Raw genomic sequence first — 18937 nt, 5'->3', positions numbered from 1 at the left:
TTGTGCCCAAGTTTTCAACAAACAGGATTCCTGTCTGTGCGCAGTCTCTTTACGGACAGGAATCCTGTCAATGGTCTAGCCTGCCTCCATGCTCGACACACAGGTGACCAAAGCGCCCCCGTCCCTGCTCTACATGGTCAAGCAGGTGGAGCTCGTGGTGCGCTCCCACCTGGACGAGCTGGTCAGACCCTCGGGGATCACCGCGCTGCAGTACACGGCGCTGACCGTGCTGGAGCGGCACGACGGACTGTCCGCGGCCCAGCTGGCGCGCGACTCCTTCGTCACCGCCCAGTCGATCTCGGACCTGGTCCGCTCCCTGGAGGGCCGCGGACTCGTGCGCCGGGAGCGCAACCCGCGCAACCGCCGGGAGCTGCTGATCCTGCTCACCGACTCGGGCCGCGAGCTGCTGGCCCGGCACGCCGGGCCCGTCCGGGAGCTGGAGGAGCGGATGGTGCGTGACCTCACCGCGCACCAGACCGAGCAGTTCCGTCAGGCACTCACCAAGGCCTGGCACGCCCTGTCGTGATCCGGCCGGGCCTGAGCGACGCGCCCCGGAATCACGCCCGCGCACGCCCCGGCGTGAACCTCGGCCAACTCGGCCGGAATTCAAAGACATATGTCAATCGAACATGCTCAAATTCACTCGTTGGAGGGTAACTTGCACAGCGGGGAACGGTGTTGAGGCCGTCGCCCCTCCCCACGCACGGAGCAGGCTGGAGGCGATCTCGTCGTGCGGCAGGAACCTGCACCGCTCACCCGGCATCTGCGCGTCCGCCAGGAACGGGGACACACGGTGCTGGAGTTCCGCGGCGAGATCGACCTCGCAGCGGCCTCGGAGATCGCCCCGCATCTGGACCGGGAGACCGCCCGCCCCGCCGCCCGCATCGTGATCGACCTCAGCGGGATAGACTTCTTCGACTGCTCCGGACTGCGGCTGCTGTACCGGGCCCGCAGCCGGGTGCTCGACCGGCGGGGCCAGGTGCTGCTCGTCTGCGAGCACCCGCTGACGCTGCGCGTCCTGCGGATCACCGGCCTGTCCCGGCTGCTGCCTCCGCAGCCGACGCTGGACGCCGCCCTGGAGCAGCCCGAGGCGACGTCCCGCCCCTGACGGATGTGCGCCCCGCGTGCTTCCGCCGGAGTCGTTCCCTCTTTCAACTCGGCGGTCTGGCAGGGAGTCTGGCGGGCATCCGGACAGTAGGAAGGAGGGCCGTCGCATGACGACTCCCGTCAAGCGCCTCCCCAGGCGCATGCCCGGCTGGGCGAAGGTGGTGGCCGCGCTCGTGCTGGTGCTGGTCGTGTTCTTCGCCGGGCTCCGGCTGAGCGTGCTCCCGGGCCTGAAGGACCTGTTCGGCACCGAGACGCACGACCGGTCCGGTCCCGCGCTTCTGAAGTCCGTCCAGGACATCAGCCGCTACGACGCGGCCTCCGGCAACTTCCAGGTCGTCGTGGACCTGGAGAAGGACGCCAAGCTCCTGCCCGACGCGATCCGCGGCACCCGCACCCTGTACGTCGGTGCCGGCACCGTCGACGCCTACGTCGACCTGGGCAAGGTCGGCGAGAGGGACGTGAAGGTCAACGGCGACCGCACGTCCGCCACACTCCGGCTGCCCCACGCGCAACTGGGCAAGCCCGCCCTCGACCCCGACCGCTCCTACGCGGTCTCCAAACAGCGCGGTCTCTTCGACCGCCTGGGTGACCTCTTCTCTGACAACCCCAACGGTGAGCAGGCCGTGCAGAAGCTCGCGGTGCGGCACATCGGCGACGCGGCGAAGGAGAGCGAGCTCACCGCGCGCGCCGAGTCCAACACCACCGACATGCTCGAAGGCCTGCTGCGCTCCCTGGGCTTCAAGGAGGTGCGAGTCTCGTACGGGAGCTGATCGGTTCCCGAGGACCCCGGGCAGGGCGAGTGCCCCCAGCAGCGAGATGCCCACCAGGAGACGGCCTCGGCCGCGAGGGCGAGCGCCGGCGCGGCCGAGCAGGATCCCGAGCGGGGTCCAGTGCACGAGTTTCCCGGGCGAGGAGCCGGGCGAAGACGAGCGTGCCGACCGGGCCGAGCAGGGCCGGGACCAGGGCGGGATCGACGTAGAAGGTGCGGCGGCCGTACCTCTGGGCGAGGAGCAGCAGGCCGGGGCAGGCGACCGCGGTGGAGTGGTGCTGCGCGACGACCCGGCGCCGCAGCGGGCCGGTGGCGATGCCCCGCATCGCCGCGTCCGGACCGGCGCCCAGGGTCGGCGTGGCGGTGAGGATCCAGCCGTTCACCGGCGGGCCACGGCCCGTCGCGCGGCCCGGGCCGCGAGCGCTCCGAGGAAGGCGGCGCCCGCGCCGACGGCGAGTTCGAGCGGGGCGGCGGTGCTGACGAACACCAGCCACAGTGCGGTGAGCGCGGCCACACCACAGCGGCACCTCGGCCACGGCGCGGAGCGTCCCAGGCCTGTTCACACGCCGCCTCCGCGGTCATGCGTCGATGTGGCGGTCATCCAAGCGCCGCCCTGGCCGCGGGACGCGGCGGCGCGCGGCGGCTCCCCGCCGGGAGTGCTCCCGCGATTCGCGGGCAAACCGTGGGTGGGCACGGTCCCCGGCGACACCGCCGGGGACCGTGGCCGGGAATCACCCCCTTACGGCATCGTCGGCATGCCGGGGGGTAACCGCCCTGTCACGCAGGGATGTTGACGACTGGAGGACCCCCCATGGCCAGTGCAGCCTCACGCCCCCGGACCACCGGGTCCGGGAGCGAGCGACGCCCGCTCCCGTTGCCCGTCCGGCTGCTGGCGATGCTGTGCGCGTTCACGTTCATGGTGGCCTTCGCCGTGGTGCTGGCCCGGCTGACCCTGCAGCCCTCACCCGCCTCGGAGGCGCTGACCCACAGCAATCTCCAGCCGGGCAGCTCCCTGAAGGCCTACCTCGACCAGCCCGAACTGCGGGACGCCGTCAAGCAGATCGGCGGCAACATCCTGCTGGGCATTCCCTTCGGCGTCCTCGTGCCCGTGGTCGCCCCCCGTACCCGCGGCATACTGCGCGTGCTGCTCCTGACCGCGATCGTGATGCTCCTGGTGGAGTTCGCCCAGGGCGCCCTGGTCACCGGCCGCACCTTCGACATCGACGACGTCATCCTCAACACGACCGGCGCACTCATCGGTTACCTGCTCCTCGGGCGTCGTCTCAGCAGGGCCGTGCACGCGCGGAGGCCGCGCCCGGGCCGGGCGGCGGAGAAGCCGCCGGCGGAGAAGAAGCCGTCGGCGGGCAAGGCCTAGGCCCGGCAGGCCCTAGTGGACGGTCCAGGTGTACTTGTCGCCGCCCACCCAGCGGACCACGTCCGGGTCGTCCATGTCGTGCACGGGGATCCCGTACGCGGCCGCGGCCGCCAGCACGTCGGTGACGGACCGGGCCTCCCCGACCACCTGGCCGTCGATCTGCACGATCCGGAACGGCGGGTTGCCCGGCTGTACCCCGAGCACCTGGATCCGCGGGTGGGATATGTACGGGCTCGCGCTTTCGGTCATGCATCGAGCGTAGAACGCAACCGGCGGCGGCGCGGGTCCAGGACGCCCGCCGGGGCGTCCGCCGCTCAGGGGCGGCGCCAGTCGTGACCGGTCAGATGTGAACCGGCCTGCGGGCCCATCCGGAGCATGCCGCCGTCGACGCTCCAGGACGCACCGGTGACGTACGAGGCGTCCGGGCCGGCGAGGAAGGCGATGACGGCGGCGACCTCGCGGGCGTCGCCGGGCCGGCCGAGCGGGATGCCCGGGCGGCTCTCGGTGTGCGGGTCGGTGTCCTCCTGCCCGGTCATGGGCGTGGAGATCTCCCCCGGGGCGACGGCGTTGACGGTGATGCGGTGCTCGGCCAGTTCGAGCGCCATGACCTGGGTGAGCTGCCCGAGCCCGCCCTTGGCGGCGCAGTAGGGCGCGGCGCCCACCCGCGGCTCGTGCTCGTGGACGGACGTGACGTTGATGATCCGGCCGCCCTCGCCGTGCCCGATCATGTGCCGGGCCGCCTTCTGCCCGCACAGGAACGGCCCCACGAGGTCGACGTCGAGGACCTCGCGCACGTCGGACAGCTCCAGGTCGAGGAAGGGCGTCACGGTGCCGGTCCCGGCGTTGTTGACCAGCACGTCGATGCGGCCGAGCCGTTCACACAGGTCGTCGACGGTGTCGGCGGCGTCGGGCAGCCGGGTGAGGTCCATCCGGGCGACCTCGGCCCGCTGCCCGTGCGAGCGCACTTCGTCTGCCGTCTCCTGCGCGCCCTCGCGATCGCTGTGATAGGTGATGCCGACGTTCATGCCAGCCTGCGCCAGGCGTACGGCGGTGGCGCGGCCGATGCCGGAGTCGGCTCCGGTGATCACGGCGACCTTGCTGGGTGACGCGCTGGGGGCGGACATGACGAGCCTCCTCGTCGACGGGGCCGGGACGAGGCATCGCAGTACCCGGGGGGACACCGGGCAAACCGCGCCCCCCGTCGTGCGGCCCCCCGGGTGCTGGGGAACTCTTGAGGGGGAGGTGGCGATGGACCCCGTCGAAGCGCTGGACCGGATCGCCTTCCTGCTGGAGCGGTCCCTGGCACCGACCTACCGCGTGCGCGCCTTCCGCACGGCGGCACGCGTGCTGAAGGACCTGGGCGGCGAAGAGGTGCGCCGGCGGGCTGCGGACGGATCGCTGGAGAAGCTCAAGGGGGTCGGACCGAAGACGGCGCAAGTGGTGCGGGAGGCCCTGGCAGGCCAGGTGCCCGGCTATCTGTCGAAACTGGAGGGCGAGGCGCACGAACAGCCGGCCGTGCGGGGCGGGGAGAACCTGCGGGCGCTGCTGCGCGGGGACTGCCATCTGCACTCCGACTGGTCGGACGGCGGCAGCCCGATCGAGGAGATGGGCCGGGCCGCCGCTGAGCTGGGCCACGAGTGGGCGGCGCTGACCGACCACTCGCCGCGGCTGACGGTGGCCCGCGGCCTGTCACCCGAACGGCTGCGGGAGCAACTGGACGTGGTGGCCGAGCTGAACGAAACCTGGGCGCCGTTCCGGCTGCTGACCGGCATCGAGTGCGACATCCTCGAGGACGGCACCCTCGACCAGGAACCGGAGCTGCTGGACCGGCTCGACGTGGTGGTGGTGTCGGTGCACTCCAAGCTGCGCATGGACGCCCGGTCGATGACCCGGCGGATGGTGGCCGCCGTGCGCGATCCGCACTCGGACGTGCTCGGGCACTGCACGGGCCGGCTGGTCACCGGGCGGGGGCGGCCGGAGTCGGAGTTCGACGCGGACGAGGTGTTCGCCGCCCTCGCCGAGACGGGCACGGCCCTGGAGATCAACAGCAGGCCGGAGCGGCTGGACCCGCCGCGGCGGCTGCTGCGCCGGGCCGTGGACGCGGGGGTGCTGTTCTCCGTCGACACCGACGCGCACGCGCCGGGGCAGCTGGACTGGCAGATCAACGGGTGTGCGCGGGCGGAGGAGTGCGGGGTGCCGCCGGAGCGGGTGGTGACCACGTGGTCCCTCGACGAGCTCCGGGCCTGGACCCGTGAGCGGCGGGTGCCGTCCGGCGTGACGGGCGGCTGACGTGGTACCCGCGCGGCCGGAGAGGAAGGGACTGCACCTATGACAAGCGCGGGACGGGCAGCCGTGTTCGACGTCGACGGCACGCTGGTCGACACCAATCATCTGCATGTCGTGGCCTGGTGGGAGGCCTTCCGGCAGGCGGGTCACGACGTGCCGATGCACGCCATTCACCGGGCCGTGGGCCTGCCGTCGACCGACCTGGTCGCCCATCTGCTGGGCGAGGACCGGGACACGGACCAGGACGCCGACATCAGCGCCGGGCACAAGGCGCTGTACGGGCAGTACTTCGACCGGCTGCCCGCACTGCCGGGGGCGGGGGACCTGCTCCGGCGGCTGCACCGGGACGGCTGGACGGTGGTACTGGCCACCTCGGCGGGCGGTGCGGAGCTCGGCGCGCTGCGCCGCGCCATCGACGCGGACGAGGCCATCGCCGCCACGGCCAGCGCCGACGACGTCGCCGAGGGCAAGCCGTCCCCCGAGCCGGTCGAGCACGCCCTGGAGCTCGCCGGGGTCCCGGCGGAGCGCGCGGTGTTCGTCGGCGACACCGTGTGGGACATGCGCGCGGGCACCAGGGCCGGGGTGCGCTGCCTGGGCGTCCTGTGCGGCGGCATCCCGCGCGCCGATCTGGAGGACGCCGGCGCGGACGCGGTGTACGCCGACCCCGCGGACCTGCTGTCGGCCCTCGACGACGGCCTCATGGCATGAACCGACGTGAAACCCCCGGTCACGGGGATACCCGCAGCGCATGACGCGTGTGACGAGTGCCGTACAGCGGGCGGCGGGAGCCTTCCGCGGACGGAGGAACGACGAAAGAGACACCGGGGCCGCCTCGAACGGACGGCCCCGAGGAGCACCGACTGCACAGGGGCGGATGCGCGACCTGCAACAGGGGGCGCGTGGCGTACGGCCGATGGAGGCCGTACGGCGCGACACACGGGGCGCCTGGAACGCCGCGCGAGCGGCATGGCGCGGGCCGGGTCGGGAACGGGACCTGGTCGTCCAGTCGCTGAAGGCGGCCGGGGCGGCGGTGCTCGCCTGGTTGATCGGCGGTGTCTGGATGGGCGACCCGCTGGCGCTGATGGCGCCCTGGGTGGCGCTGGTGCTGGTGCAGGCCACGGTCTTCAGTTCCCTGGTGCAGGGGGCGCGGCAGTTCGGCGCGATCTGCGTCGGCACGCTGGTGGCCTCGGGGGCGCAGGCGGTCACCGACGACACGACGGGCGCGCTCGCCCTGTCCATACCGGTGCTGATGCTGCTCGCGAACTGGCCCCGCTTCGGCGACCAGGGCATCTACGCGGCGACCACGGCCCTGTTCACCATCTCCTCGGGCATGGTCAGCCTGTCCGCCGTCGGGCACCGGGTGGGGCAGGCCGCGATCGGCGCGGTCGTCGGCGTGGCCGTCAACGCGCTCGTGCTGCCGCCGATCCATCTGCGGGACGTGCGGGAGAACCTGGCGGCGCTCGCCCGGGAGGCCGGGGAGGTTCTGCACACGATCGCCGGCGATCTGCGCGAGGGCGACTGGGACGCCCAGACCGCAGCCGGCTGGGTCAGCGCCGCGAACCGGCTGGACCACCGTCTGAAGGCGCTGCGCTCGGCGCGCCGGTGGAGCCAGGAGAGTCTGCGCCTGACCTACGCCCCGCTGCGCGCCCTGCACCGCGTGCCGCACCAGGGGGTCCTGCCCGCGGTGGACGAGGACGAGCGGCTCAGCCGCGTGACCGGGCACGTCGCCACGCTGACCCGGGCCCTCGCGGTGTCCGTGGACGACACCCGCACGCCCGCCCCGCCCGAGGGCCCCGCCCTGCGCTCGTACGCGCGTCTGCTGGAGCTGATCGGGGACGCCCTGTGCGCGGAGGCGGACAGTCTGCAGCAGGGCAGTGTGGTCGCCCGGCCGGACGAGGAGACCGAGAAGGCGATGCAGGAGCTGCACGGGGAGTTGCAGGAAGGGCTGCGCCGGCATGCCGGGGAGGGGGCCGCCCACACCGCCGTACTGGGCACCCTGCTGCTCCAGGCGGAGAACCTCTGGGCCGAGACCGTCCCCGGCGACGAGGAGCAGTGACACACCTCACCGGGTGGGAGCGCCGCACACGGAACACCCCAAGGTGATTGCCCGTTGAACGAGATGCGGGTTCGGACAGGACCCGCACCGAAGCCGCCCCGGCCGTGATTCCCCCGTCCGGCCGGGGCTTCCCTCTGTCCACGTGCAAGACGCGCCACCCGGGTACTCGGTCACCTCTCGCGGAACCACGCGGCCGAGAGGAGCGCAAGGTGAGCAGCGCAAGGGGCATGCGGGTCGTCGTCACGGGGGCCACCGGCAACGTCGGCACGAGCGTGGTGCGCGCCCTGTCGGAGGATCCGGAGGTCGCCTCCGTGCTGGGCCTGGCCCGGCGGATCCCCGACTGGTCGCCCCCGAAGACGGACTGGGCCGCCGTCGACCTGGCCTCCGAGCGGTCCGATCTGGTGGAACGGTTCACGGACGCCGACGCGGTGATCCATCTCGCCTGGGCGTTCCAGCCGACACACGATCCGGCCGCGACCTGGCGCACGAACGTGCTCGGCAGCATGCGCGTCCTCGAGGCGGTCGCCGCCGCGGGCGTGCCGGTGCTGGTGCACGCCTCGTCGGTCGGCGCGTACTCCCCCGGCCCGAAGGACGACGCCGTCGACGAGTCGTGGCCGACGCACGGCTGGCCCGATGCCGCGTACTGCCGGGAGAAGGCCTATCTGGAGCGGGCGCTGGACACGTTCGAGCGCGATCGGCCCGAGACACGGGTGGTGCGGATGCGGCCCGCCTTCCTCTTCCGGCGGGAATCGGCGAGCGAGCAGCGCCGCATCTTCGGCGGCCGCCTCCTTCCCGGGCCGCTGGCCCGCCCGGAACTGCTGCCCTTCCTGCCCGACATCCCCGGGCTGCGGGTGCAGGCGCTGCACACGGACGACGCGGCGAACGCGTACCGGCTGGCGCTGCGCTCCGACGTCCGGGGCGCCTTCAACCTGGCGGCCGACCCGCCGGTCGACGCGCGGCTGCTGGGCGAGATGTTCGACGCGCGTCCGGTGCGACTGCCCCGCACCGCGGCCCGGTCGGCGATCGCCGCCGCGTGGGGCCTGCATCTGCTGCCCGCCTCCCCACACCTGTTCGACGCGGTGCTGCGGCTGCCGCTGATGGACTGCACGCGGGCGCGCACGGAACTCGGCTGGCGGCCGGAGCACACGGCGCCCGAGGTGCTGGAGGAGTTCCTGCTGGGCCTGAAGGAGGGAGCGGGGGCGCGCACGGAGCCGATGCGGGGACGCAAGGTGGGCTGATCCGGGCAGCGACCGGCGGATTCCCTGCCGACGAGGGCGGCCGGGGGGTTCCTGCTGGATGTCAAGACATGTCCGAGGGCCGCAGCCGACCCCCACAGCCGGCTGCGGCCCTCGGTGGGATGCCCTCCTCAGGCGGAGGGCTCGTCAGGCACCGGGTGCTCGGTCTGCTCCGTTCCCGAGCGCGGTGCTCCTTGCCGGCCCGTCCCCGCTTCGTCCGTGTCGGGGACGTCGTCGGCGGGCTCGTCGGTCTCCTCGTCGCTCTTCCGCGTGTCGTTGCCGCCGGTGCCCGAGAAGCGCGGGGCGACCTCCCACGGGTCCTCGCCGTCGTCGGCCTGCTGGTCCGGCATGTCCCGCGGGATGGGGTCACCGTTCTCGCCGGGTCCTTCGAGGCGGTGGTCGGTCACGGCGTGCTCCCTTCTGTGGTCCGGGCGCCACGCGAGTACCTCCGCGGTGATCGGCGAAACCTCAGCGCGGCGTCCGCTCCCGAAGTGCCGTGCGCCAGGCCGGGACCGGGTACTCCGGTGCCGGGTCGGGACGCCGTCCGCCGCGGGCGAAGAAGTCGGCGAGCGGCAGGATCGCGGCGCCGACCGTCACCGCGTCGGGCCCGAGGCGGCCGAGGTCGACGGTCACCTTCCCGGCGGGGTGGCGCAGCGCGTACGACATGGCGTGCCTGCGTACGGCGGGCAGGAAGCGCGAGCCGAGCGCCAGACCGGCCCAGCCGCCGATGAGGATGCGCTCCGGCTGGAAGAGGTTGATCAGGTCGGACAGGCCCGCCCCCAGGTACTCGGCGGTCTCCTCCAGGACGGCCAGCGCGACGGGGTCGGCGGCGGCGCCCTCGGACGGGTAGGCCGCGGCGAGCATCGTGGTCAGAGCGGTCTCCTCGTCGGTGCCGTCCGGCACGCGGCCGCCCTCCTCACGCCAGCGGGCGAGCAGCGACTCGGCACCCGCGTACGCCTCCAGACAGCCGAGCGCCCCGCACCGGCAGCGGCGTCCCCGCACCCGTACGGTCAGATGCCCCCACTCGACGGCGCGGCCCTGCTCAACGTCGGGGGTGACGAGGCTGGCGCCGACGCCGGAGCCGAACAGCACCACGACGGCGTTGCGGGCGCCGCGTCCGGCGCCGAACCACATCTCGGCCTGGCCCAGCGTCTTGGCGCCGTTGTCGATGAAGTACGGGACGGTGTCCGGCAGCGGGGAGCCGGCGCGCAGCAGCGCCTCCAGCGGGACGGCATCCCAGCCGATGGTCTGTCCGTGCACGAGTGCGCCGCGGTCCGCGGTGCGTTCGACGATGCCGGGGACGCCGATGCCGACGCCGAGGAGCCGCTCGGGCGCGAGGCCGGCGGTGTCCAGGACCTCTGCGATGCCGTGGCGGATGTGGTCGACGATGGCCTCGACCTCGTACCCCTGCGGCGACAGCGGGCGCTCGACGCGGGCGAGTTCGGTGAGGGTGAGGTCGAACAGCTCGACGCGCACCCGGGTCTCGCCGACGTCGACGCCGATCATGTGGCCGCTGCCGGGCGCGACCCGCAGCAGGGTGCGCGGGCGGCCGCCGTCGGAGTCGACGCTGCCGGCCTCCTCGACCAGCCCGTCGGTGACCAGGTCCGCGACGACGTTGCTGACGGAACCGGAGCTCAGGCCGGTCGCCGGGCCGAGTTCGAAGCGGCTGAGCGGGCCGTCGAAGTAGAGCCTCTGCAGCACGGCCGTACGGTTGGCCCGCCTGAGATCGCGTACCGTGCGCCCGTTCCGCACCGCCATGTGACTCCCCTCGCATCCCCTGTCCGACCTGCAACATACCGTCGGGGCCGGGCTCGGCGCGACATTCCTCCAACCCTTATTTCACGATGTGAGCTAACAGGCGGCCGACCCGGGCGGATCAGGCGGCCTCCGCGATCTCGTCCAGGGCCGCGACGAGCTCCGGGGCGACCCTCTCCTGCACCCAGCGCCGCTGCTCCTCGCCGGCTTCGCGGGGAACCGTCTCGGTGAGCATGATCAGGTACAGGTAGGCGCGGTACAGGGCGAGGCGCGTACGGGCCGCGGTGTCGAAGCGGGCGCGGCCGCCGCCCTCCCGGTAGCCCGTGAGGAACTCCTCGTCCTGCCTGATGTCGCCGAGCAGCGCGAGGGAGACGAAGTCGGCCAAGGGGTCGCCCCAGAACATGCGCTCCCCGTCGATGAGGCCGCCGATCCGGGTCTCTCCACCGGTGCGGTCGACGAGGATGTTGCCCCGCCACAGGTCGAAGTGGACGAGGCAGGGGGCCGTGACCTCGTCGAGGGCGTCGTACGCGGACGTGGCGGCTTCGGCCACCGCGTCGACGGGACGGGGCAGCCGGGCCCCGTAGCGCCGGGCGTCGTCGAGGACGGCGTCGAACATCGTCCTGAACGCGGTGCGCCAGTCGGGGGCGAGCGGGCCGAGGGCGCCGGAGGGGTAGCCGAATCCGGGGCCCGTCACGCGGTGCAGGCGGGCCACCTGGCGTCCCAGTTCCGTGCGCAGGGCCATCTGCTCGGTGTCGGTGAGCGTGCCGTCCCACGGCTCGCCCGGGACGGCCGTCATCAGCAGGAAGTCCTCCCCCGCGGACACCTCGTGCGGTGCGGGGACTCCGGCCCGGGCGGCCGAGCGGTAGAACTCGGCCTCCGAGACGAGCAGCCGCTTCTCGTGCCGCAGACCGGGGACGGCAGCGGCGGGCGGGACCTTCAGCACGTAGCGGCCGCCGTCGGTGAGGCGGAGTTCCTCGACGGTGTTGTACGTGCCGCCGGTCAGCGGGGCGAGGTGGGCGAGGCGGCCGGGGTCCAGGCCCGCCGCCCGAAGGATGTGCCGGGCCCGTTCCCAGGAGTCCACCACCGTGTGCCCACCCCTACCCTGCCGCTTCGGTCAGCCGGCCGCGTACACGTCCTCGACGTAACGCCCGTCCGCGATCAGGCCGTCGAGCCACCGCTCGGCGGCGGCCTCGTCCGTGCCGTCGGCGGCCTGCGTGTGCTTGCGGAACAGCGTACGGAAGGCCTCCCGCACCCCGGGCGCCATTCTGGAACCGTCCCCGCAGACGTACACCCGCGCCCCGGCCTCCAGCAGGGCCCACACCTCTGTCGCCTCGGCGGCGATCCGGTGCTGCACGAACCGCACCTCGCCCTCGGGGGTCTCGCTGAAGGCGGGGCGCAGGGACACGGCACCGGCGGTCTCGGCGGCGCGCAGTTCCTCGGCGTGCAGGAAGTCCGCGTCGGGGGCGTCGCAGCCGAAGTAGCACAGCGCCGGGGCGAGTGCGGTGCCCGCCGCGACGGCCGCCGTGCGGTCGGCGACGACACCGCGGAAGGGCGCGAGGCCGGTGCCGGCCGCGACCATGACGACCGGCGCCGAGTCGGCGGTGACGTCGATGCGGAAGGCGTCCCGGCAGGGCTGCACACGTGCGTACACGATGTCGCCGGGCTCGACGGCGGTGAGGTGGCCGGAGCCGGTGCCCCGGTAGACCCCCCGGCCGGAGCGGGCGGGTGCCTCCAGAAGCGAGACCATCAGGTCCACGTGGCCGGGATCGACGGCCGGCGAGGAGGAGACGGAGTAGTGGCGCGGGCGCAGCGGGGTGAGGAGCTCGAGGAGCCTCGGCCAGTCGAGGGCGCCGCGCAGGGCCGGGTGGTCCTCCAGGATCTCCACGAGGGTGCGGGGGTCGTCGCCGAGGGCGGCCAGGGCGGCGCGCTCCGGCGGGCACGGGTTGGCGGCGGCGAGCGCGGCCTGTTGCCCGGCGTTCGGGCGCTCCTGCAGCTCCACGTGGTGGGTGAACAGCTGCCGTACCGTCACGGGCCGGTCCACGGCGATGCCGTCGCGGCGCGGGCGGGTGGCGCGGATGTCCAGGACCGTGTCGAGGTCGACGCCGAGCGCGGTGGCGGCCCGGGTGACGAGGTCCGGGGCGTTGGCGGGGAGCACGGTGAGGTGGTCGGCCGTGCGGTAGGTGACGCCGTCCGGCAGCGCGACGCGGACGAACCGCTTGCGGCGCGGGTAGCCGGGCGCGGTGAGGTCGCGGGCCTCGGTGACGCGCATGGGGACGAGTCCGTGCCGTTCGGCGAGCGCGTCCAGCGGGCCGCCGGTCACGGTGCGGACCTCGTAGGCGGTGGTGGGCTCGGGTTCCGGGGTGGTGGCCTCCGGGTCGCCGTAGCGCTCCAGGAGGGCGCTGCGCAGGGCGGCCGTGAAGGCGCGGACGGTGCCGGTGAGGTCGCCGGAGGCGTCGGCCGCAGCGCGCTCCAGCAGGCGGCCGGCACCGGACGCGGCGAGCCGCTCGTCGATGCGGGTGGGGACGTGCTGGTAGGTGGCGGCCCAGTTGCGGTCGCCGACGCCGAGGACGGCGTACGTCACGCCGGACAGGTCGTGGCTCTCCTCCAGCCGGGCGGCGAAGGCGGTCGCGTCGTCGGTGGGGCGGCCGTTGTAGGAGGCGGCGGTGATGACGACGGGCCGGTTGGTGGGCAGGCCGGCCGCGTAGGTGTCGAGCGGGGCCACCTCGGTGTCGCAGCCGATGGCGGCGGCCTCCTCGGCGAGCCGGTCCGCGAAGTCGCGGCAGGTGCCGTAGTTGCTGCCGTGCAGGAAGAGCGCGGCCGTGCCGGGGCGGACGCGGGCGGGCAGATCCCGCGGCTCGGCCGATTCCGCGTGCTGGGCCGGGGCGGTGCCGGGCAGTGGCGGGTGGACGCGGTCGGCGGCGGTGCGCGGCGTGAGCGCGAGGGTGAGGCCCTCGGGCTTGAGGGTGAGGGTCTCCTTGACCGTGAGCCGGTAGTCGGCGTGGTCGCTCAGCCGGTAGCGGTGGACGAGCATGGCCAGCAGCATGGTCGCCTCGTGCAGCGCGAACTGCCGTCCGATGCAGGCGCGCTCGCCGGTGCCGAACGGCTTGAAGGCGTGTACCGGGCGCTCCGCCTCGGCCTCGGCCGTGAACCGGGAGGGGTCGAACAGCTCGGGGTTGTCGCCCCACACGGACTGCCGGTGCAGCATCGGGGTGAGGACCAGGGCGGACTGCCCGGCGCGCAGCGGGATGCGCCCGCCGAGCAGGGTGTCCTCGCGGGCCTGCCGGGAGAAGACGGCGGCCGTGGGCCACAGCCGCAGGGCCTCGTTGAGGACCTGGCGGGTGTAGGTCAGCCTGCCGACCTCGTCGTAGGTCGGCTCGGGGTCGGCCGCGTCGCCCCACAGCTCGTCCACCTCGCGCTGCACCAGCTGGAGCGCGGTGGGGTGCTTGGCGAGGTAGTACAGCGCGAAGGACATGGCGCCGGAGGTGGTCTCGTGGCCGGCGATCAGGAACGTGATGACCTGGTTGCGGATGTTGGCGGTGTCGAGGGTGGTGCCGTCGGCCGGGTGCTCGGCGGTGAGCATCAGGCCGAGGAGGTCGTCGGCGTCGCTCTGGTCGGTGCCGGTGCGCGCGGCGATGACGTCGTCCACGACCCGGGCCAGGTAGGCGGAGTCGTCGCGGAAGGCCGCGTCCCGCGCCGTGTAGTCCTGGCCCGGGACGCGCGCCAGGCGGGTCATGCTCCACTCCAGGCAGCGGACCATCGACTCGACGAAGGGGTGCGGCTCGGGCCGTTCGAAGGAGCCGAAGTCGTAGCCGAAACCGGCGAGTCCGATGGTGTCGAGCGTCATGCGGGTCATGTCGTCGGGCACGTTCACCGGTTGCCCGGTGCGGGCGTCGCGGTCCCAGGACGCGATGAGCCGGCGGGCCACCTTCAGCATCACGGGGTGGTAGGTGCGCATCGAGCCCAGCGCGAAGGCGGGCATCAGGATGTCGTGCGCCTTGGCCCAGTTGGGCTCGTCGTTGTACGCGGTGAACAGGCCGTCGGCGGCGAACTCGCGGACGTTCTCCAGGCCCGGCCCGATGTGCTTGGCGAAGCGCTGCTCGTCCGCGAGGTCGGCCACGAGGTCCAGGTCGCCCACGAACAGGGTGTCCCGCCCGTACAGCCGCCGCACGAACACCGGCCCGTGCTCGCGCATCAGGTCCATGGCCTGCTGGATGGGCGCACCGCCGGGTCCGGTGGCGGAGATGTCGGCGACGGGGACGCCGGGGAGGGTGTCGGGGGTCGGGTGAGGCTGTCCGGTGGGGGGCATGACGCGGCAACTGCCTTTCGCGGTACGGAAGTACTGCGTTCCAGCGTGATCGACCGGGCCCGGGAGGCGATGCCGCGGCACTGCATGATTGTGTAGTGCGAGCAGACGCGCCGCTCTTGCGCGGCAGTGGCACGGCGTGGCAGGAGAGGCTCGTGGACCTGGCCCGGCAGGAGGCAGTGACGTGGCGCAACCGCGCCCTGCTGCTGTTCGACCGGGTCGCGATGCCGGTCGCGGTGTGCGACGTGTACGGGGCGGTGATGCTGGCCAATCCGGCGATGGCCGCGGAGTGCGGTACGGCACCGGGGCGGCTGCGCGGCCGTGACGTGCTGGACCTGTTCAGCCCGCGGGAGGCCACGCAGGTGGAGCGCATCGCCGAGGCCCTGCGGCTGCGCCACCGCTCGCGCTACCAGGTGTCGGTGCGCTGGCGGACTCCCGGCGGCGTGGAGCGCTCCGGTGAGCTCACGGCGGATCCGGTAAGCGACACGGTGGAGGACACCCCGGCGCTGCTGGTGATGCTCCGGGTGGACGCCGAACGCGCCCCCTCCCCCGCCGCGCCCACCGGACAGGTCCGGGTCACCCCGATGGAGGCCCGCGTCCTGGCGCTGCTGGCCGCCGGCGCCACCACGGCGCGGGCCGCCCGCGAGACGGCCCTCACCACGGACGGCGTGACGTACCACCTGCGCCGGCTGTCGTCCCGCTGGGGCGCGTCCAACCGCACGGAACTGGTGGCCCGGGCCTACGCGCTCGGGGTGCTCAGGGCCGGGGTCTGGCCGCCGGAGGTCTCGGACGTCCCGCAGGACCGGGACGCGCCGGACGACGAGGTCTGACGGCCTCGGGCCGACCCCCGCGCGGGGCCTGGTGGAAATCCGCTGGCTCCCCGCGTCACGGCTGCCTAACCTGGTCCGGCACCAAAACCTAGGGCCCCTAGGTTTCGCGACGATCACTCTCTGGAGCCCCCGTGCAGCCGCTCACCGAGCAGGACATCCGCGCCTCCTTCATCAACTGCTCCAAGGGCGAGGCCAAGCGCCTGGCCGTGCCCCGGGACCTCGGCGAGCGCCCCTGGGGCGATCTCGACTTCCTCGGGTGGCGGGACCCGGGGGCGCCCGACCGGAGCTATCTGGTGACCGAGCGGGCCGGGCGGCTCGTCGGCGTGTCGATGCGGTTCCAGGCCGCGCAGCGCGGGTTTCTGCACCGCAGCATGTGTTCGCTGTGCCTGACGACGCACCCGCGGGGCGGGGTAGCACTGATGACGGCACGGAAGGCGGGAGCCGCCGGGCGCGAGGGCAACTCCGTCGGGGCGTACATGTGCACCGACCTCGCCTGCTCCCTGTACATCCGCGGGAAGAAGGCGCTGGAGGCCGGGTCCCGGTTCGAGGAGAGCCTCACCGTGGAGGAGCAGATCGAGCGGACCACGGGCCATCTGGCCGCCTTCCTCGACAAGGTGTACGCCTGATCCCCTCGGTCGCCCGCGGTTTGCCCCGGCGCTAACGTCCTTCGTGAACGTCCTTCATGGATGTGTTCACGGATGCGTTCGATGCGCCGGGAAGGGGAACAGCCCCAGGATGCGAGAGGTACGTGAGTGGACGGCGCCCGCCGAGCGGATCGCCAGGAAGCGTCGTGATCCCGTGGTCGTCCAGACGCTGCGGTCCGCGTTCGCGGCGACGATCGCCTACGTCATCGCGCTGCGACTGAGCCCCGAGCCGGCCCCTCTCACCGCCCCCCTGACGGCGCTGCTGGTCGTCCAGGTGACGCTGTACGCCACGATCACCAACGGCTTCCGGCGGGTCAACGCCGTGGTGACCGGCGTCCTCGTCGCCATCGCCTTCAGCCTGCTGGTGGGCCTGACCTGGTGGAGCCTCGCCCTGCTCCTGCTGGCCTCGCTGGTGGTGGGGCGGCTGGTCCGGGTGGAGGAGTACGTCCCCGAGGTCGCGATCAGCGCGATGCTCGTCCTCGGCGTGACCAGCGTCGGGGAGTACGCGTGGGCGCGGGTGGTGGAGACGCTGATCGGCGCGGTCGTCGGGCTCGCCTGCAACCTGCTGCTGGCTCCGCCGGTGTGGGTGGAGGAGGCGGGCGAGTCGATCGACGGCCTGGCGCGCCGCCTGCGGCAGCTGATGCTGCGCATGGGCGAGGAGGCGGCCGGCGGCACGCCCGTGGACCGCGCGGAGATGCAGCTGCACGAGGCGCGCCGGCTGGACCACGACATCATCGAGGTGGACGCGGCCCTGCGGCAGGCCGAGGACAGTCTGCGGCTCAACCCGCGCGTGCAGGACAGCGTGCTGCACCGCGTCGTGTTGCGCACGGGCCTGGACACGCTGGAGATCTGCACGGTCGTCCTGCGGGTGCTCGCCCGGTCCCTCACCGACCTCGCGAAGGCGCGGGCACCCGAGCCGCTGTTCGAGGCCGAGACGGGCGCGGCCCTGGAGCAGGTGCTGTCCGAGATCGCCGACGCCGTGGTGAGCTTCGCGGTGCTGGTCACCACCCACCTCAGCGCGAGCGCGGAGTCGGCGGAGGAGCGTCTCGCCGCGGAACTGCGCACCGCGGCGGGCACCCGCGACAAGCTGGCCCTGCTGCTGCGCGAACAGGCCGAGCGCGACCCCGATCAGTGGCAGCTGCCGGGAGCCGTCCTGACGGAGGTCAACCGCATCCTCGACGAGCTCGACACCGAGCACCGCACCCGGCGCCTGTTCGAGGAGCTGGACCGCGTCTCGCGCGAGCAGCGCGCCCGGATGCCCCGTCTGACGCGGCTGCGGGAGCGGCTGGGCGTCACGGAGCAGCTGTGGCGGAACCGCGCGGGGTTCGGCGGGCGTTCTCGCTGACGGGGACGCCGGCAGGGGGCCGGCCCCGGATGCGAGGAGCGGGCCGATGGCCGACACGACCGTGCGGATCGACGGGAACACACTGAGGCTGCCGGGCGGGGTCGCCGTGCGGTTCATCCGCACCCTGCGCCTGCCGGAGAGCGGCACCCATCCGCTGCCGCCGGGCCTCGGGGAGTTCCCGGTGCGACGGGTCGCGGACTACGCGGACAGGGTCCCCGAGGCGTGGCGGGCGCGTGGCGGTGTGATGCTGCCGGTGTATCTGCGCGAGGCGATGTGGCTGAGTTTCGCGGGCACCTCGGAGCCCGCCGCGCTCCAGGTCGGGGTCGGCAAGGTGTGCGCGGTCTCGGGCCGGCCCTGGAGCGACCGCCCGGCCCGCGACCCGCAGAACTATGTGGTGCTCCCCCGCCAGCCCTGGCTGGACGGCATCAACTCCGGCACGGGCACGGTCCGGCAGTTCGTGGCCGTCCCGCTCGGCCTGGGCGCCACCGTCGAGGGGCAGGTCACGGGCGAGGAGGTGTGGGGCGGCGTGCAACTGCAGTCCTTCGCGCTGAACGACCGGGAGCTGGCACGGTGGCGTGAGGAGGAGCGGCGGCGGCAGGTGCCCCCGGCGCCCGCGCCGCCGGGCGCCTACGGCGGCGCGATGCCCGCCGCGTTCGGCAGCCCTGCCGCCGGTGGTTACGGTGCGCCCGCGGCCGGTGGTTACGACGCCGCGATGCCGATGGCGGCCCCGCCCGCGCCGGGCGCCGCCCCGGCACCGGCCGCGACCGGTGCGGCCCCGCCGGCCCCCGGTGCCGCGCCCGCGGCGCCGGCGAGCGCTCCGCGCGCGGCCGCCGCGATGGGGCTGGGCGTCGGCGGCTCCATGCGGCAGGAGGTCTACCAGGACGACCGGCCGCTGTCGGACTGGTCGCGGCAGCCGGCGGGCCGGGTCTTCGTGCACCTGGTGACGCCGCCGGAGTGGCGCCGCATCACCGGCGAGGCCGCACCGCCGTCGCCGGTGGACCGGGCCGCGTACACGAGGGCGGGCCTGCCCTGGTTCGACTACTACGACGAGGAGGCGCAGGACCTGGCCCCCACGGACACGCTCCAGTCCGTGAAGCCGGTCGGCGACTGGCTCGGCGACGACCACGAGCCCTGGCAGCCGCCCGCGCCGGGGCAGACGCAGCAGCTCAAGGACGCCCCGGGCAAGCCGGTCGAGGACGGGGACTGGTAACCGGCCCGGGGCGGGTCGGGGC

The 18937-nt window shown here is 73.6% G+C and carries 20 protein-coding genes; 12 read left to right on the top strand and 8 right to left on the bottom strand.

What is annotated here, in order from left to right:
• The first annotated feature begins 88 nt into the window (after window positions 1-88).
• The 3 genes from K4G64_RS15980 (at window position 89) to K4G64_RS15970 (ending at window position 1877) form a co-directional block, all read left to right on the top strand.
• Window positions 89-526, top strand: coding sequence for a MarR family winged helix-turn-helix transcriptional regulator (locus tag K4G64_RS15980; protein WP_221756706.1), 438 nt, complete (start codon window positions 89-91; stop codon window positions 524-526).
• A gap of 204 nt (window positions 527-730) precedes the next feature.
• The gene (locus tag K4G64_RS15975) at window positions 731-1108 is read left to right on the top strand and encodes an anti-sigma factor antagonist (protein WP_221756705.1); all 378 of its coding nucleotides are present in this window, start codon (window positions 731-733) and stop codon (window positions 1106-1108) included.
• Window positions 1109-1214: 106 nt separating this feature from the next.
• Entirely contained in the window at window positions 1215-1877 is a 663-nt protein-coding gene (locus tag K4G64_RS15970) for a DUF4230 domain-containing protein (RefSeq protein WP_221756704.1), read from the top strand.
• Here K4G64_RS15970 and K4G64_RS15965 read toward each other — a convergent pair.
• Window positions 1846-2259, bottom strand: a complete 414-nt coding sequence (locus K4G64_RS15965) for an MrpF/PhaF family protein (protein WP_308122388.1) — start codon at window positions 2257-2259, stop codon at window positions 1846-1848. The genes K4G64_RS15970 and K4G64_RS15965 overlap by 32 nt on opposite strands.
• The gene (locus tag K4G64_RS15960) at window positions 2256-2390 is read right to left on the bottom strand and encodes a hypothetical protein (RefSeq protein WP_260460518.1); all 135 of its coding nucleotides are present in this window, start codon (window positions 2388-2390) and stop codon (window positions 2256-2258) included. The genes K4G64_RS15965 and K4G64_RS15960 overlap by 4 nt, the downstream gene beginning before the upstream one ends.
• A 297-nt stretch (window positions 2391-2687) precedes the next feature.
• On the opposite strand from K4G64_RS15960, the gene K4G64_RS15955 reads away from it, so the two are divergent.
• Complete coding sequence (locus tag K4G64_RS15955; RefSeq protein ID WP_221756703.1) at window positions 2688-3251, top strand: VanZ family protein; 564 nt, start codon at window positions 2688-2690, stop codon at window positions 3249-3251.
• A 12-nt stretch (window positions 3252-3263) separates the two neighbouring features.
• On the opposite strand, the gene K4G64_RS15950 is transcribed toward K4G64_RS15955, so the two are convergent.
• A complete protein-coding gene (locus K4G64_RS15950; RefSeq protein ID WP_221756702.1) occupies window positions 3264-3500 on the bottom strand; it encodes a hypothetical protein in 237 nt (78 codons plus the stop codon).
• Window positions 3501-3565: 65 nt separating this feature from the next.
• Window positions 3566-4375, bottom strand: a complete 810-nt coding sequence (locus K4G64_RS15945; RefSeq protein ID WP_221756701.1) for an SDR family oxidoreductase — start codon at window positions 4373-4375, stop codon at window positions 3566-3568.
• A gap of 124 nt (window positions 4376-4499) precedes the next feature.
• Between K4G64_RS15945 and K4G64_RS15940 the strand changes: the two genes are divergently transcribed.
• From K4G64_RS15940 to K4G64_RS15925, 4 genes are all read left to right on the top strand, one after another.
• Window positions 4500-5540 (top strand): PHP domain-containing protein, encoded by a 1041-nt coding sequence (locus K4G64_RS15940; RefSeq protein ID WP_221756700.1) that lies wholly within the window; start codon window positions 4500-4502, stop codon window positions 5538-5540.
• A gap of 39 nt (window positions 5541-5579) precedes the next feature.
• Window positions 5580-6245 carry an HAD family hydrolase gene (locus K4G64_RS15935; protein ID WP_221756699.1) on the top strand — a complete coding sequence of 222 codons (666 nt, stop codon included), beginning with the start codon at window positions 5580-5582 and terminating at the stop codon, window positions 6243-6245.
• A 205-nt stretch (window positions 6246-6450) separates the two neighbouring features.
• Window positions 6451-7593 carry an aromatic acid exporter family protein gene (locus K4G64_RS15930; protein ID WP_221756727.1) on the top strand — a complete coding sequence of 381 codons (1143 nt, stop codon included), beginning with the start codon at window positions 6451-6453 and terminating at the stop codon, window positions 7591-7593.
• A 209-nt stretch (window positions 7594-7802) separates the two neighbouring features.
• Window positions 7803-8831, top strand: a complete 1029-nt coding sequence (locus tag K4G64_RS15925; protein ID WP_221756698.1) for an SDR family oxidoreductase — start codon at window positions 7803-7805, stop codon at window positions 8829-8831.
• A 128-nt stretch (window positions 8832-8959) separates the two neighbouring features.
• On the opposite strand, the gene K4G64_RS15920 is transcribed toward K4G64_RS15925, so the two are convergent.
• From K4G64_RS15920 to K4G64_RS15905, 4 genes are all read right to left on the bottom strand, one after another.
• Window positions 8960-9235, bottom strand: coding sequence for a hypothetical protein (locus K4G64_RS15920; protein WP_221756697.1), 276 nt, complete (start codon window positions 9233-9235; stop codon window positions 8960-8962).
• A 61-nt stretch (window positions 9236-9296) separates the two neighbouring features.
• Window positions 9297-10586 (bottom strand): ROK family transcriptional regulator, encoded by a 1290-nt coding sequence (locus K4G64_RS15915; RefSeq protein WP_221756696.1) that lies wholly within the window; start codon window positions 10584-10586, stop codon window positions 9297-9299.
• A gap of 118 nt (window positions 10587-10704) precedes the next feature.
• A complete protein-coding gene (locus K4G64_RS15910; protein ID WP_221756695.1) occupies window positions 10705-11667 on the bottom strand; it encodes a phosphotransferase family protein in 963 nt (320 codons plus the stop codon).
• 30 nt (window positions 11668-11697) lie between these two features.
• Window positions 11698-14889: a cytochrome P450 gene (locus K4G64_RS15905; RefSeq protein WP_221756694.1), complete on the bottom strand. Its 3192-nt coding sequence runs from the start codon at window positions 14887-14889 to the stop codon at window positions 11698-11700.
• A gap of 152 nt (window positions 14890-15041) precedes the next feature.
• On the opposite strand from K4G64_RS15905, the gene K4G64_RS15900 reads away from it, so the two are divergent.
• From K4G64_RS15900 to K4G64_RS15885, 4 genes are all read left to right on the top strand, one after another.
• Complete coding sequence (locus tag K4G64_RS15900; protein ID WP_221756726.1) at window positions 15042-15716, top strand: PAS domain S-box protein; 675 nt, start codon at window positions 15042-15044, stop codon at window positions 15714-15716.
• Window positions 15717-15847: 131 nt separating this feature from the next.
• Window positions 15848-16342 (top strand): FBP domain-containing protein, encoded by a 495-nt coding sequence (locus K4G64_RS15895; RefSeq protein WP_221756693.1) that lies wholly within the window; start codon window positions 15848-15850, stop codon window positions 16340-16342.
• Between the two features lie 109 nt (window positions 16343-16451).
• The gene (locus tag K4G64_RS15890) at window positions 16452-17705 is read left to right on the top strand and encodes an FUSC family protein (RefSeq protein ID WP_221756692.1); all 1254 of its coding nucleotides are present in this window, start codon (window positions 16452-16454) and stop codon (window positions 17703-17705) included.
• A 46-nt stretch (window positions 17706-17751) separates the two neighbouring features.
• Window positions 17752-18915, top strand: a complete 1164-nt coding sequence (locus K4G64_RS15885) for a hypothetical protein (RefSeq protein ID WP_221756691.1) — start codon at window positions 17752-17754, stop codon at window positions 18913-18915.
• Window positions 18916-18937: the final 22 nt, after the last annotated feature.

Source organism: Streptomyces sp. WAC04114, assembly GCF_019733245.1.
GTDB classification, from domain to species: Bacteria; Actinomycetota; Actinomycetes; order Streptomycetales; family Streptomycetaceae; genus Streptomyces; species Streptomyces massasporeus_A.
This window is presented reverse-complemented; position numbering and strand designations above follow the sequence as displayed.